The sequence below is a fragment of the Flagellimonas sp. genome, from assembly GCF_965601775.1.
GTDB lineage: Bacteria > Bacteroidota > Bacteroidia > Flavobacteriales > Flavobacteriaceae > Flagellimonas.
Window position 1 is genome coordinate 2,009,360 of record NZ_OZ271837.1, and the last position, 14,959, is coordinate 2,024,318.

A 14,959-nucleotide genomic window follows, 5' to 3' on the forward strand; every position below is an offset into this window, starting at 1 on the left:
TTTAAAGTCCAATTTTTTTTATTTTTTAAATAATTTACCTCTTTTTAGTGGTATTATTGATTTTTTTTCAGTTTATTAACAACCTTTGCCCTTGCTGTTTTCTTCTCTATTTTGTAATTTTGTCAAAATTTTCAACCCTTAATGAAGCCCAATCCCAGTACCAGCAGCGATATTTCATTTGATGATTTTCAGTCCCAAATTCTCAAGGATTATGAAACCGCCGTTACCAGTAGGGAGTGTAGTCTTTTGGGTAGACGGGAAGTATTGACGGGGAAAGCCAAATTTGGAATTTTTGGAGATGGTAAAGAGCTCCCACAGCTGGCTATGGCCCGATCATTTCAAGATGGCGACTTTAGAAGTGGATATTATAGGGATCAAACATTCATGATGGCTTTGGGACTTTTCACCCCAAAACAATTTTTCCACGGTTTATACGCCACTACAGATATCGAGAAAGATCCTATGAGTGCCGGTAGACAAATGGGAGGGCACTTTACTACGCACAGTCTGAATGAAGACGGTAGCTGGAAAGACTTGACCAAACAAAAAAATAGTAGTGCCGATATCTCTTGTACTGCAGGTCAAATGCCTAGGTTAGTGGGGCTTGCCCAAGCTTCAAAGATTTATCGCAATGTTCCGGACATAGATGCTAATCTGTTTTCAAAGAATGGAAATGAAGTAGCGTGGGGCACCATAGGCAATGCCAGTACCAGCGAGGGTCACTTTTTTGAAGCCTTCAATGCCGCTGGAGTAATGCAGGTCCCAATGGTAATGTGCGTATGGGATGATGATTATGGTATTTCCGTACCTGCAGAATTCCATACAACCAAAGGTGATATTTCAGAAGTATTAAATGGATTTCAACGAGATGAGGACAACAAGGGCTACGAAATCCTAAAAGTTCAAGGATGGGATTACACAGCATTGATCCACACTTTTGAAAATGCATCAGATATTGCAAGGGAGAACCACGTGCCTGTGCTGATACACGTAACAGAATTAACTCAACCACAGGGACATTCCACGTCGGGGTCCCACGAAAGATATAAGTCTCCGGAAAGACTGGAATGGGAAAAAGAAAATGATTGTAATAAAAGATTTCGGGAGTGGATTCTTAAAAATAAGATTGCCACGGAAGAAGAATTGAAGAATCTTGAGAAAAGCATCAAGCAGGCAGTGCGAACCGCCAAAAAAGAAGCTTGGTCAGAATTTCTTCAACCTCATTTGGAAGCTAAAAAACAATTGGTCCAACACTTGGGCGCTGTAGCTGATAAAAGTCCCAATCGCACATTTATCAACAAGCTTAAAAATGATCTAATTGCTGTAGAGGAACCTCTTAAAAAAGATATAGCTTCCGTTTCCCGGAAAGCATTGCGGTATGTCATCAACGAGAATTCTTCTGAGAAATTAGGTCTAATTCAGTGGGTTAATGCCTATATGGGCGCTGAACAACCTAAATACAGTTCGCACCTATACAATGAGCTTGGCAATAAAGCCACTTTGGTAAAAAGTGTACCACCTAGTTTTGGAGAAGAACAGGAGATGGTGGATGGACGTATTATCCTTAGGGACAATTTCGATGCGATTTTCTCAAAATATCCAAATACCTTAATTTTTGGAGAGGATACTGGAAACATTGGAGACGTAAACCAAGGGCTTGAGGGACTTCAAAAAAAATATGGAGAACACCGAATAGCGGATACCGGTATTCGGGAGACCACCATCATCGGTCAAGGTATCGGTATGGCCATGCGAGGGCTTCGTCCTATTGCGGAAATTCAATATTTGGATTATATCCTATATGGTCTTCAAACCTTAAGTGATGATTTGGCTTCTTTACTTTACAGGACGGTCGGAAAGCAAAAAGCACCTTTAATCGTCAGGACAAGAGGACATCGATTGGAAGGTATTTGGCACTCCGGTTCTCCCATGGGTGGACTAATTCATCTACTGCGAGGTATGCATATCCTGGTTCCCAGAAATATGACCCAAGCTGCTGGCTTTTACAATACTTTGTTGAAAAGCGATGAACCTGCCTTGGTCATTGAAAGTCTTAACGGATATAGACTCAAGGAACCAAAACCGACAAACCTTGGTGAATTTTGCACACCGATTGGAAAAGTAGAAACTTTGAGAGAAGGAACGGATATAACCCTACTTTCCTATGGCTCCACATTGCGTATCGTCCAAAAGGTGGCGGAAGAACTGCTCGAGGTGGGTATTGATGCTGAGGTAATTGACGCCCAATCGTTACTGCCATTTGATTTGGAGCACGATGTTTTGAAAAGTATCCAGAAAACCAATAGACTTCTTGTTATTGATGAGGACGTTCCTGGAGGATGCTCAGCTTATCTCGTTCAAAAGATTGTTGAGGAGCAGAATGCCTATCGCTATTTGGACAGTGCACCCCAAACATTATCAGCAAAAGCACATCGTCCCGCCTATGCTTCAGACGGGGATTATTTTTCCAAGCCCAACGCTGAGGATATTTTTGAGAAAGTGTATAGCATTATTCATGAGGCTGACCCAAAATCGTATCCAAAACTGCGATAGTCGCTCGCAGGGTATCAGAAATCCTCTGAGTTTCTCATTTACTCAGTTTTACAATACTTTTTGTACTTTCCTATTTAATAAATGAGATAGGAACATGTTTTTAGCATTTCCCGAATTTGGAAAGTATAGTACCCCCCTTTTGTTCCTAAGCCTACAGGGTCTGATTTTTGCCTTTCTGCTGTTACGAAAGTACATCCAACAAAAGAACATATCCGACTTGTTTTTGTTTGCCATTCTTATTTTCGCCTGCTATGGCCAAACCTGCTATACGGTAGGCTTCATGGGCTGGTATGATACCTATAGAAACACTAAAATAAATTATGCCCTGTTCAGTGTAGGTATTGTGATAGCCCCACTTATATATTTATATATAAAGTCTATCACCACTTCCGAATTCAAATTAAAGTCAAGGGATTTTTTCCATTTTTTACCCTTTGTGCTTTTTGCATTATATAGAATTTCAATATATACTTTGGATTTCATACAGCCCGGATTTCACGATGTTCAAAATGGTATGTTGAAACTTAGTTTGGACGAGCCCTATGTACAACCTTTGATGACGGTTTTTGGGTTTGCCCAAATGTTGTTGTATTTGGCTTTTACCCTTCAGCTGTTTTATAACTACCGACGAAAAATAAATGCCTTCTTTTCCAATACCTACAAGTTGGAATTGAATTGGATTAGAAATTTTCTTTTCGTTTATACTTTTCTGTTCCTATACGATGTGGTAGAAACCGTGGTTTCAGCCTACTTTGTAGAATTGGGGTATACACAGCAATGGTGGTTGGTGTTTTTCTCTGGAATAGCGATTACGTATGTAGGGATTAAGGGCTATTTTACGGATACGACCAAGTTAAAAAAACTGAATTTCAGCTTCAGTCCAAATAAGATATCCGTCCCTGAACTACAAAATATTCGGAAAAGGGAGGTTTCTAAAGAAGCCATTGAACAGATTAAAACCCTAATGGATACAGAGAAACCTTATCTAGACCCAGAATTGAATCTCATCGATTTGGCCAAACGGGCCAATATGAGCCGCTCCCAACTTTCAGAGACCATCAATTTGGGATTTAACAAAAACTTCAATGATTTTGTAAACATGTATCGTATTGAAGCCTTTAAAAAGATGATTGCCGCCGAAAAACATGAACAGTTATCCTTGCTAGGAATTGCTTTCGAATGCGGTTTCAATAGTAAAGCGACCTTCAATCGGGTTTTCAAAAAACTTACACAGCGCTCGCCCTCCGAGTTCCTTAAGGCAGCTATTTGACTTGTTTTCTTCATTTTGATACGTCTCAAATCGTATTTTGAGGCTTCTCTGGACCATTTGAAGCGGCTGTAATTGTAGGGTTTTTCAATTTTGACCTGTTCAACTTTTAAAACAATCAAAAATGAAAAACGTATTACACATTTTAATTCAACCTGTATTACAAAAACACTGGGTAGCCGATTTATTCTTTGCGCTCATGCGGTTTATATGTGGAATGCTTTTGGCCATTGACTTTGGTGCATCCAAATTTGGTATGCCCTGGTCTCCAAAAGACAAAAACCTTGGCTTCTTTGAAGTAGTGGATTGGTTTCCTCAAGACGTCGCGGAATATGGTGGGCTTTTTGCAACCTTTCCAATATTCTTTGCCTGGATGGGTGCTTTTAGCGAAGCCGTTGGAGGTTTATTTTTAGCGTTGGGCCTAAAAACTCGTGTAGCATCATTCCTAATTATGTGCACTATGCTGGTTGCTATCTTTTTTCAGAAATGGGGACAAGGAACATGGGGTATGTTACCCGCTTTCGGTTTCTTATGGATTTCAGTGTATAATCTATACTTAGGTTCTGGTCGTTTTGGATTGGATAATCTTGTGATACGTCTGCTAAATCGTAAAGAAAAAAAATAAAGATGCCTCTAGGCATCTTTTCTCCTTATTTGCTTGTAAGTGAAATCCTCACTAAGCCATTTTTTTTGTGCTAGACTGTATCAATAAAAGAAGAATTTCTATTTTCACGGAAATTTAAAATCCCCCATTTCATGAAAAACAGTCTTCTTGTTCATGTTGGCCTTGCCATTTTAAGAATACTACCGTCAGCATTTATGCTAACCCACGGATTTCCCAAACTTCAAAAATTGTTAAGTGGTAATATGGAATTTCCCAATCCATTGGGAATAGGTTCTGCGCCTTCTCTTTTTTTATGTGTTGTAGGCGAGTTTGTTTGCCCAATACTACTGATTATAGGCTTTAAAACACGCTGGGCCACCATACCAGCGGCTATTACAATGGCTGTAGCGGCATTCATTGTACATGGGAGTGATCCTTTTGGTAGAAAAGAATTGGCACTTCTTTATCTTACTATTTTCGTGGTTATCTTTCTTTTGGGACCCGGAAAATATAGTATTGATAGAAAGTAAGTGTTAGCTAAACTTTATTAAAAGCTCCTTCAGCAAATCAGATTGTCCCATATTTTGGGCGCCGACCCCTTTACTCTTTAAATCCAGTTCTCGCAGACCGGATAAAATACGACTTACCTGTTTCATTGGGTAATTTCTGGCCGCAACTGAAAACTCCTTAACAAAGAATGGGTTTACGCCTAAAGATTTGGAAACCGCATTAGGAGAATGGTCAGAAAGTCCATGGTATTGTAACAGTTGAATAAAAAAATTGTTCAAAGTGGCAATGGTGACCACGAAGGGATTGTCTTTCGGGTTATTTGAAAAATAATCAATAATTCGTGATGCTTTCTTTATGTCCTTTTCACCTATTGCCTTTTTGAGCTCAAAATTGTTGTAATCCTTGCTAATGCCTATGTGTTCTTCAATAATTTCAGGAGTAATTTCTGTGGTATTGGGAACAACGACCATAAGCTTGCTCAATTCGTTGTTTATTTTGCTTAAATCCGTTCCTAGGAATTCAACTAAAAGGGCACTTGCCTTTGGAGAAATCTTATATTTTTTTCCACTTAGAGTCCTTCGTATCCACTCCCCTACCTGATTTTCGTAAAGCTTTTTACTTTCATAAAGTTCCCCATTCTTTTGTACGGCTTTGTATAATTTTTTACGCTTATCTAGTTTTTTGTATTTGTAACAAAACACCAGAACTGTTGAAGGTTGTGGGTTTTCCGCGTAAGAAGTTAGGTTTTCAATGGTTCTGGACAGATGTTGAGCTTCTTTTACAATGACCACTTGCCGCTCAGCCATCATCGGAAATCGTTTCGCATTCGAAACAACGTCATCTATGTTAGTTTCCTTTCCATAAAGCACCATTTGATTGAACCCCTTTTCCTCTTCGCTAAGCATATGGTCAGAAATGTACTGGGAAATCTTATCAATATAATACGGCTCATCACCCATAAGAAAATAAATGGGTTTTGGAGTTTTGTTGTCAATGTCTGCAACCATTTCCTTTATTCCGTCCATATTCAAAAAATTATCACCTTTGCGACATGCAAGTTTTGAACTTTCCTTCCTATTCGTTCAGAATCAAAAGTAACGAAAAAGGCTTGGCAATTTTTGACGTTATCCGTAAAAAATTTGTTGTCTTGCAACCTGAAGAATGGGTGCGTCAACATGCCATCCACTATCTCATGGAAACCAAAGGATATCCCAAGATTCGGCTTAATGTGGAAAAGCAACTGCAAGTAAATAAATTAAATAAGAGATACGACATCGTTGTGTTCAATTCTCAAGGAGGAGTAGATATTTTGGTGGAATGCAAGGCCCCAGATATTGCCATAAACCAAGAAGTGTTTGACCAAATCGCCCGATACAACTATCAATTAAAGGCGAATTTCCTTATGGTAACCAACGGGTTGTCCCATTATTACTGTAAAACGAATTACCAAAATGAAAAGTATTCTTTTTTAAAGGATATTCCTGATTTTCGCCGTTAATTTGCTTCCGTTTTGAAAATCGCTGTAGTCATATTGAATTGGAATGGGGAATCGCTTTTGGCCGAATATCTCCCCAAGGTATTGGAACATTCCAAAGAAGCCGATATCTATGTGGTTGACAACGCGAGCACTGATTCATCCGTAAATCTAATAACCGAAAACTTTCCAAACGTTGGACTAATACAAAACGATTCCAATGGAGGCTTTGCTCAAGGTTATAATGATGGCCTAAAACATATAGAAGCAGATATTTACTGCCTGCTAAATTCTGATGTTGAGGTAACACCTAGTTGGTTGGGTCCTATCAAGGAAGTTTTTGAAAAGTATCCAGACGTTTCTATAGTTCAGCCTAAAATTCTGGATTTAAAACACAGAACCCACTTCGAATATGCGGGAGCAGCAGGAGGTTTCTTGGACAAGTTGGGGTATCCGTTTTGTAGAGGTCGGATTTTTCAAGCATTGGAAGAAGACAAGGGCCAATATGACGATGTCAGGGAGGTTTTTTGGGCTACCGGAGCCTGTATGTTCATCAAAAGCGAAGTGTTTCATGCCCTAAAAGGTTTTGATGAAGATTATTTTGCGCATCAAGAAGAAATTGACCTATGCTGGAGAGCCAAAAATGAAGGGCATCAAGTTTTCTACACCGGAAAAAGCCATGTGTACCATTTGGGTGGCTCCACATTGAGCAACATGAATCCCAAGAAAACATTTTTGAATTTCAGGAACTCCCTATATTCTGTAACCAAAAATCTTCCCAGAAGACGCGCTTTTGGTGTTATATTTATGCGTTTGATTTTGGATGGCATAGCTGCCTTGCGCTTTTTACTGCAATTCAAGTTTGTTCATTTTGCAGCCGTCTTTAAGGCACACCTCAGTTTTTATCGTAATTTTAGAAAAATGTATCGAAAAAGGGAAAACGCTAATTTTATATTAAATTATTACGCGGCAAAGTCCATAGTTTGGTCTCATTTCGTACATCAAATAAATAATTTTAACATTTTAGTAAAAGATTAACGATAGCTGAATATTGAAACTTTGGTTTTTCTCTAATTTTGGCTTCAAATCAAAGGAATCGATATCGCTAATTTATACTCAGATTTATGAAAAAAGTACTTCTCGGAACATTGACCATGGCCGTTTTATTGTCCTCATGCGTTTCTCAAAAAAAATACGCAGACCTTGAGGCAAAGCAAAAGGAAACTCAAGACTTGTTGAATTCCGCTACAGTTAAATTGAATGACTGTCTTGAAGAAAAGGCTACGGCTGATTCTAGATTAAAGACGCTTGAGGACCAAAATGCCTTCCTTAAAGCCAACAATCAAGAACTAATAAACAATATGGGGAATTTAACCACCTTAACAACCAAAGGTGCTGAAAACCTAGAAAAGTCTTTGGAAAGCCTACGTGAAAAAGATTTGACCATTAGAAGACTGCAAGATGCAGTAACGCGCAGGGACTCTGTAAACCTTGCTTTGGTTCAGAGTTTAAAAGGAGTGCTGGGCAACTTGGATGATGAAGACATTGAAGTAAGTGTAGAAAAAGGTGTGGTATTCGTTTCTATTTCGGACAAGCTCTTGTTTAGAAGTGGAAGCTACAACATTACTGCTGCCGCTAAAGGTGTTTTGGGCAAAGTAGCCAAAGTGGTGAACAACAAACCTGATTTTGAATTCTTGGTTGAAGGTCATACGGATAACGTGCCTTTCTCCAGTGGTGTATTGGTGGATAACTGGGATTTAAGTGCGAAGCGTGCTACTTCTATTGTAAGAACATTACAAAATGAATTTGATGTAGACCCTAAGCGTATGACTGCTGCGGGAAGAAGTTTTTATGTTCCATTGGCTTCGAACGATTCAGCTGCTGAGAGAGCTAAAAACAGAAGAACGCGAATTGTAGTTCTACCTAAAATTGATCAATTCTACAACATGATTGAAGAGGGTATGAAAGATCCTGCTATCGGAGGTTCTGGAGAATAACATATTTCCCTCTAAAATATAAGGATAGGCCGCAAATTGCGGCCTATTTTTTTTATAGAATATCTGCACTTCCTTTTCCCTCCCGGACTACTTCAGGGATTCCGGAAGATAAATCAATCACTGTGGAAGCTACGTTCCCTCCATAACCCCCATCCACAACTATATCGACCTGATTCTGCCATTTTTCAAATATGAGCTCTGGGTCTGTAGTGTATTCCAAAATATCGTCTTCATCATATATGGAGGTTGATACGATTGGATTTCCCAATTCAAGTACCAGAGCCTTGGCAATCTCATTATCGGGAACTCGAATTCCAACCGTTTTTCTTTTCTTAAAATCTTTGGGAAGGTTGTTGTTTCCGGGCAAAATAAAAGTATAAGGACCGGGTAATGCTCGTTTTAAAATCTTGAAGGTTGCCGAATCAATTTGGCGTACAAAATCAGATAGATTGCTTAAATCAGCGCAAACAAATGACCAATTGGCCTTGGCCAATTTGATTCCCTTGATACGTGCGAGCTTCTCCAGTGCCCTAGTATTGGTGATATCGCATCCCAAACCATATACCGTATCCGTGGGGTAAATAATTAACCCACCTTTCCGCAAGACATCTGCCACCTTGGCAACTTCCCTTGGATTTGGGTTTTCCTCATATATTTTTATCAGTTCTGCCATAAGCTAACTACAAAGTAACAAAGAATGTGCCCCATTTTCACTATGGGCACAAACGATTATTCAAGCCTAGATTCAACAAATCCTATTTAAATGGAGTATTTATCAATTCACAACCTCAATCCGTGTATTGACTCCAAGTTATGTTCGCTTGGTTTGTAATTTTTGTTCTCAATTCTTCAGATATGAACAGGCTACACTTTTCGAATATACTATTGCTTTCTGCATTGCTCATTTTAGGATGTGGAAACAGGGAAACAAAACAAGAACGAGAAATATCAAAATCCTCTCGGAAGAATAGGTCCCTTGATAGTGTGCAGCATTGGGCAACGGAACTAAGTCTTCTTTCTTCTAGCACGCCAGAATTCGGTGATTTGGCAGCAACGCTTAACGGTAAAATTGAAGATGCGGTAAAAGAAATAAGAGATTCCTCTAACTTAAGCAAACTGACTACTTCACTATCGGATATAAATACTGGTATTTCCGTCGTGGAATCCGAACATAAAAAGCTCGTGCTCTTTTCATGGGATACGCGAATGGGAGGATCTATGGGGGATTACAAGAATATTGCGTTATATCAGTCCAACAAAAAGATATTGGGGAGCACTCTAAAAATGAATACCGTGTTTCCCGTCTCTATTTTTACAGTGCAAGAAGATGAACAGAAGAGTATCTTCATGGTTTCTGGTTTGGGTAAATCATCAAGCTTTGAACATTTTATGAGGTTAGATGCCTTAACAATTGTTGAAGACCAACTAGTCGATTCCAAAATTTTTCCTTTTGAAAAATCTAGCTGGAGCACCAGCTTTTCCAATGAAGAAATGGATAGTCTTCCTCCTTCAGGTTTTGTAGTGGATGAAAACGGGAAAACCATACAAAATCCTTTTCCATTGGAATCCGGTAAAGCATGGACATCCTATGTATTCAATGGAACCAACTTTATGGAACAAGTGTATCCACTTAAAAGTGAACTTGGCGAACAAGATTTTATGCCAAAAAATGAGTTCGGGTTTATAAATGGCTCTGAAATTCCCTCTGCCCTAAAGAATCAGAAAGTAATTTTTGAGGATGGTATGGTAATACGGGAGCGGGATTTTCAAGAAGAAGAAAAAGTGGAGGTTTCCGTGTTGAACCTTTCTGATACTGTGCGGGAAATTGAATTCACAAACAATACAGAGCTTATCGGTAAATGGAAAAACTATCTATTTTTTGATGGTGGAGGTGTACCCGAAAACTGGTTGTGCCACATATATAATATTGAACAACAACGATTTGTTTTCTCATTATACCTTTCAAAAATCATGTTTATGGATAAGCTTTTGGTTTTCTCAAAATTGTCTGAAGACAATGAACAGAATACAAAAAGTAAAAACAGTTGTGAGGAGGGATACAGACGTTTTAATCTATTTACATTCCAATTTAAGAAGACATACCCGCAAATTCAGCCAACAGAACGAGCGTATTGCGCCTATATTCAGTGAACTATCATAGAATCGATAATGTGTTGCATTTTATCGATAAATGGCAATATTGAGGTCGAAAAGCCGTTCTAAGACCTGACAACCTAAGTCCAAATCTTGAACAATGAATACCATCAGAGGTCGGGTTCTGATTGCTTTCCTCCTGCTGTTCCTACTTATAGGTCCTTTCTTGTTGTTTTCATTCAACAGCTTAAAAAAAATTGACAATGCAAAGACCCTACGGGAAAGTGTCGCATTTTTTGATGGTAACCGGTTAAAGGCGGATAACAAATTCTTTCAAATACTTGATTTTGATACCAAACAGGATGAGTTCTACATGGAAAAATCTTCCAAGCACCTAAAAGAATACAAGTCCTTCATAAAAACCTCCAAAACCGCCTTAGAAAAAATTCGTAATGCAAATTACAATACCAATAGCACGGTTGACAAACGCTTACGGAGAATTACCGCTGATGTGGATGAATTAAACCATAAGATTGTGCAAGTGTTGGGTTTGATTCAGAAAAAAGGATTTCGAAATTTTGGCATTATTGGTGAAATGCGGAGAAGTATCCATCAACTTGAAAACGAGGGTAAAGGAATTGAGCTGGTTGAGATTCTTCAAATGCGAAGACATGAAAAAGACTTTTTCCTTCGTAAAGACCCGGACTATAAAAAGCAGCTTAATTTACTTTGTAATGATGTATTGGAGCGACTACAAAAAGATCCTCAGGTAGACATGCTGACTGTTGAACTATTAAAAAGCTACAAAAAGAATTTCAACGCCGTTACAAACCTCGAACGCAAAATTGGAACGGGGGATACGGGTATGATTCATGAAATTCAGGATATCCAGACGAAGCTAAATACAAACACCGCAGCACTTTATGCGTTGGTAGATACAGATTCTAAATTAATGATAGGTTCCATCAAATCCTATCTTGTGTTGTTTTTCACAATTACCATGCTATTTGCCATCTTGTCTGCCTTTGTCTTTTCGAGTCATATTGCTAAACCCATCAAAACCTTGATTTCCGATATGGACTCCATAGTCCAGAACAACTTTGAAGGGCAGCTGGATAAATCCAAGAGTTTAAAAATTACAGAAATCGATAAGCTTACCGGAACATATAACGGATTGGTTGCCAAAATCCGTAAGCAGATAACCACTTTGAGTGAAAAAAACAAGGTGCTTCATTCCTTAAATGGTAAGCTGAAAGAATCTGAAAACGAACTAAAGGAAGCCTCAAGAATAAAGGATAAATTCTTTTCAATCATTTCACATGACCTTCGAGGTCATACTGGAAATGTCCTTTCCTTAGCGAACATCCTTAAAGAGGACAAAGAGGAATTGGGTGAAGCAGAAAAGAAGATGTTTGTAAAATATTTATCCGATGCTTCGCAAAATCTACAGTTGTTATTGGACAATTTATTGAATTGGGCCAAATCACAGATGAATGACCATGAGGTATCCAAGAAGTCTTTTGACATATTCAATGTTATTGAAAAAAATGTAGAACTCTTCAAAGAGAACGCCCTACGGAAAAACATAACCATAAGTCATAAGCATAAAGAAGTATCCAAAGTGTATGCCGATAAGGACATGATTGATTTTGTGGTAAGAAATTTGCTGTCCAATGCTCTAAAATTCACAGAAAATGGTGACTTTATCTTAGTAGACGTCACTGAAGAAGAAGGGCATTTGAGGGTAAAAGTAAAAGATACAGGAATAGGTATGAGCGATGCGCAACGCAAAGCCCTATTGAACTCCTCTAAGGAGAATATGTCCACAAAAGGGACAGATAACGAAGAAGGGACAGGCCTCGGTTTTGCGATTTGCAAGGATTTCATTCAACGTAACAATGGTATGATCTATATTGAATCCAAAGAAGGAGAAGGTAGCACGTTCTCCTTTACCGTACCGACAAACCTCACAAGAGATACTATTCTCAAGGTTTCCTAATCGTTTAGGATTTCCAGCTTAGCGAACCGTAGCAGCAGCTTTTTCACGTCGCCCTGTTCAAATTGGATTTCGGCCTTTTTATCGTTTCCTACACCCTCAATTTTGAGGACTTTGCCTTTTCCAAATCTGGTGTGATTGACCCGCATCCCCGCAGATAAATTGGCATCGACCACATTGGTATTGGAAGCAGGGGAACTTAATTCCGGTTTTAACCTGCGTAACTTTCTTAACTGGTTCTCGTTGGGTCGTTGGGTATTGGGCGGGGTTCCAGACTTTGGTTTTATGGTACGCAATCGACTTTTGTCTACCTCCCCAAAAATATCAGTGTCAATTAACGACTTATAGCGATACCCATCATTTACAGGGGTAAGGTTCTCTACATACTGCTCATCGATTTCTTCCAAAAAGCGACTGGGTTCTGCATCTATCAATTTACCCCATCGATATCTGTTCTGGGTATAGGTTAGAAAAGCTTGTTTTTCGGCACGGGTCAAGGCCACGTAAAAAAGACGTCTTTCCTCCTCCAATTCACTACGGGTGTTCATGCTCATGGCCGAAGGGAACAAATCTTCTTCCATACCTACAATATAAACGTATGGAAATTCCAAGCCTTTGGCCAAATGAATGGTCATTAATGCTACGCGGTCATCATCTCCCGTTTCCTTATCCATATCGGTTGCTAGCGCTACATCCTCAAGAAATTCGGTCAAACTCCCAGTGGAATCTGCCAACTCTTTTTGTCCCTCTACAAAATCCTTTATACCATTAAGTAGCTCCTCAATATTTTCCATCCGAGCTATGCCTTCTGGGGTACCGTCTTTTTTAAATTCCAATAGCAGGCCCGTTTTTTTGGCAACATGTTCTGCCAGGGTAAAGGCATCACTTCCTTCATTCATGATTTGGAAGCTTTTTATCATCGTCACGAAGTCCTCTAATTTGCGCTGGGTGCCGGCATTGATTTTCAGCTGCAACTTATCCAGGTGCTCTATCACCTCAAATATGGAACGTCCATAGTGGTTGGCAGCCACTACCAATTTATCGATGGTGGTTTGCCCAATTCCCCGTGCTGGAAAATTGATGATGCGTTTTAATGCTTCCTCATCCTTTGGATTTATGACCATACGCAGGTACGCCAACACATCCTTGATTTCCTTTCGCTGATAGAACGAGAGTCCACCATAAATACGATAGGGAATATCCTTTTTCCGTAAGGCATCCTCGATAGCCCGGGACTGTGAATTGGTTCTATACAAAACCGCAAACTCCCCATTTTGTAATTGATGCTGCATTCTATTTTCAAAAATGGACGAGGCTACATACCGACCTTCCTCGGCATCGGTAATACTACGGTGTATTTTTATAGGATTGCCTTCATCATTGGACGTCCAAACCACTTTCTCAAGCTGGTTTTTATTCTTGGCAATGATTGAATTGGCAGCGTTTACAATGTTTTTTGTGGACCGATAGTTCTGTTCCAATCGATATACGGCGACATCATCATAATCGCGCTGGAAGTTGAGAATATTGCTAATGTTGGCCCCCCGAAAAGAGTAAATACTTTGAGCATCATCCCCTACAACACAGATATTTTGATAGCGGTCTGATAGTGCCTTTACGATTAGGTATTGTGAATGATTGGTATCCTGATACTCATCTACAAGAATATATTTAAAGCGTTCTTGGTATTTCATCAATACCTCGGGGAAGCGATTCAAAAGCTCATTGGTACGCAACAATAAATCATCAAAATCCATTGCGCCAGCCTTAAAACAACGGTCTACGTAGTTCTGGTAGATTTCACCTAAACGCGGACGTTTCGCCATGGCATCCGCTTCTACCAGCTCAGGGTTTTGAAAATAGGCCTTAACTGTGATCAAACTGTTTTTGTATGATGATATTCTATTTTGGATTTGCTTGTACTTATAGATATCCTTGTCCAAGCCCATTTCCTTAATAATGGAAGCAATCAAACGCTGGGAATCCTGGGTATCATAAATTGTGAAGTTGCTAGGATAACCCAATTTGTCACTTTCAAAACGCAGTAGTTTGGCAAAAACAGAATGGAAAGTCCCCATCCATAAATTCTTGGCTTCGGAATTCCCAACAATGGTGGCAATTCGTTTTTTCATTTCCTTGGCCGCCTTATTGGTAAAGGTCAGAGCCAAAATATTGAACGAATCCACCCCCTGTTCCATTAAGTGGGCAATGCGATACGTAAGCACCCTAGTCTTCCCCGACCCTGCCCCAGCAATGACCATCAGAGGGCCATCTTTGTGCAAAACCGGAGCGCGTTGGGCATCATTCAATTCGTCCAAGAATGTACTCAATAGTAATTTTCTTTTAAAAGTAAGGATGAAATTAGCTAATTACCCCTTCCTGATAAAATCATCCTTTTAATAGTTATAAACAAGAGTGCATTCCCTTGAATTTGAATATATTTAAATGTTTTAAATCCATTTTG

The 14,959-nt window shown here is 39.3% G+C and carries 12 protein-coding genes; 9 read left to right on the plus strand and 3 right to left on the minus strand.

The genetic code is table 11. The features are described from left to right. The first annotated feature begins 141 nt into the window (after positions 1 to 141). The 4 genes from ACSLUF_RS09295 to ACSLUF_RS09310 all read left to right on the plus strand — a co-directional run bounded on the left by ACSLUF_RS09295 (position 142) and on the right by ACSLUF_RS09310 (position 4,954). Entirely contained in the window at positions 142 to 2,553 is a 2,412-nt protein-coding gene (locus tag ACSLUF_RS09295) for an alpha-ketoacid dehydrogenase subunit alpha/beta (protein ID WP_435622504.1), read from the plus strand. Between the two features lie 94 nt (positions 2,554 to 2,647). Next, complete coding sequence (locus ACSLUF_RS09300) at positions 2,648 to 3,823, plus strand: helix-turn-helix domain-containing protein (RefSeq protein ID WP_435622505.1); 1,176 nt, start codon at positions 2,648 to 2,650, stop codon at positions 3,821 to 3,823. 121 nt (positions 3,824 to 3,944) lie between these two features. After that, a complete protein-coding gene (locus ACSLUF_RS09305; RefSeq protein ID WP_435622506.1) occupies positions 3,945 to 4,445 on the plus strand; it encodes a DoxX family protein in 501 nt (166 codons plus the stop codon). Positions 4,446 to 4,576: 131 nt separating this feature from the next. Further along, positions 4,577 to 4,954 carry a DoxX family protein gene (locus ACSLUF_RS09310; RefSeq protein ID WP_435622507.1) on the plus strand — a complete coding sequence of 126 codons (378 nt, stop codon included), beginning with the start codon at positions 4,577 to 4,579 and terminating at the stop codon, positions 4,952 to 4,954. A 3-nt stretch (positions 4,955 to 4,957) separates the two neighbouring features. Here ACSLUF_RS09310 and holA read toward each other — a convergent pair whose 3' ends face one another. Then, positions 4,958 to 5,959: a DNA polymerase III subunit delta gene (holA, locus tag ACSLUF_RS09315; RefSeq protein WP_435622508.1), complete on the minus strand. Its 1,002-nt coding sequence runs from the start codon at positions 5,957 to 5,959 to the stop codon at positions 4,958 to 4,960. 26 nt (positions 5,960 to 5,985) lie between these two features. On the opposite strand from holA, the gene ACSLUF_RS09320 reads away from it, so the two are divergent. The 3 genes from ACSLUF_RS09320 (at position 5,986) to ACSLUF_RS09330 (ending at position 8,405) form a co-directional block, all read left to right on the plus strand. Continuing rightward, positions 5,986 to 6,432, plus strand: a complete 447-nt coding sequence (locus tag ACSLUF_RS09320; RefSeq protein WP_435622509.1) for a type I restriction enzyme HsdR N-terminal domain-containing protein — start codon at positions 5,986 to 5,988, stop codon at positions 6,430 to 6,432. Between the two features lie 12 nt (positions 6,433 to 6,444). Next, entirely contained in the window at positions 6,445 to 7,446 is a 1,002-nt protein-coding gene (locus tag ACSLUF_RS09325) for a glycosyltransferase family 2 protein (RefSeq protein ID WP_435622510.1), read from the plus strand. 86 nt (positions 7,447 to 7,532) lie between these two features. Then, positions 7,533 to 8,405 (plus strand): OmpA family protein, encoded by an 873-nt coding sequence (locus ACSLUF_RS09330; RefSeq protein ID WP_435622511.1) that lies wholly within the window; start codon positions 7,533 to 7,535, stop codon positions 8,403 to 8,405. A gap of 52 nt (positions 8,406 to 8,457) precedes the next feature. On the opposite strand, the gene ACSLUF_RS09335 is transcribed toward ACSLUF_RS09330, so the two are convergent. After that, complete coding sequence (locus ACSLUF_RS09335; RefSeq protein WP_435622512.1) at positions 8,458 to 9,078, minus strand: L-threonylcarbamoyladenylate synthase; 621 nt, start codon at positions 9,076 to 9,078, stop codon at positions 8,458 to 8,460. Positions 9,079 to 9,260: 182 nt separating this feature from the next. Here ACSLUF_RS09335 and ACSLUF_RS09340 point away from each other — a divergent pair, with 182 nt between their 5' ends. After that, positions 9,261 to 10,556, plus strand: a complete 1,296-nt coding sequence (locus ACSLUF_RS09340; protein WP_435622513.1) for a hypothetical protein — start codon at positions 9,261 to 9,263, stop codon at positions 10,554 to 10,556. Between the two features lie 103 nt (positions 10,557 to 10,659). After that, positions 10,660 to 12,498, plus strand: coding sequence for a sensor histidine kinase (locus ACSLUF_RS09345; protein WP_435622514.1), 1,839 nt, complete (start codon positions 10,660 to 10,662; stop codon positions 12,496 to 12,498). Here the strand turns inward: ACSLUF_RS09345 and ACSLUF_RS09350 are convergent. Next, complete coding sequence (locus ACSLUF_RS09350) at positions 12,495 to 14,825, minus strand: ATP-dependent helicase (RefSeq protein ID WP_435622515.1); 2,331 nt, start codon at positions 14,823 to 14,825, stop codon at positions 12,495 to 12,497. The genes ACSLUF_RS09345 and ACSLUF_RS09350 overlap by 4 nt on opposite strands. Positions 14,826 to 14,959: the final 134 nt, after the last annotated feature.